This is a genomic window from Haloarcula sp. Atlit-120R (assembly GCF_003665885.1).
Lineage (GTDB): Archaea > Halobacteriota > Halobacteria > Halobacteriales > Haloarculaceae > Haloarcula > Haloarcula taiwanensis.
Window position 1 is genome coordinate 1 of the sequence record NZ_QPLN01000116.1, and the last position, 437, is coordinate 437.

The window sequence follows — 437 nt, forward strand, 5'->3', positions numbered from 1 at the left end:
CCTGTGACACCCCGCGCCGTGCGCTGGCTGGCCACGCTTCTGCTGCTGGTCGGCGCGAGCGCCCAGGCCAACCTGCGCCTGGTCCTCGATCCCGAGGGCCTGTCCGGCACGGAGCGCCGCGCCAGCCAGTCCTTGCTCGAGCAGGCCGCAGCGGCTCTGCCGCCGAGCTTCGTTCAGCGTCTGGACCGCGAGGTCTCGGTGCGCTGGTCGGACGATTTGCCGGCCGAGGTCTACGGCCGCACCACCCGCCTCGATGCCCTCGTGCTCAACGCCGCGCTGCTGCCGCGCCTGATCGATCCGCAACAGGCCGAGGCGCCCAGCGGGCGCACCCATGGCAGCCTGCAACGCGAGCTGCTGGCCACGGTGCTGCACGAGCTCACCCACCTCTACGACCGTGCCCAGCTCTGGCCGCAAGAGCAGCGCCAGTTGCAGTGGCG

1 protein-coding gene is annotated in these 437 nt (G+C 72.3%); it reads left to right on the top strand.

Annotated features, from left to right (window positions below; translation table 11 throughout):
• Positions 1 to 18: 18 nt before the first annotated feature.
• Positions 19 to 437: hypothetical protein (locus DVK01_RS21495; protein ID WP_199722426.1), on the top strand; the 419-nt coding region annotated here is incomplete at its 3' end.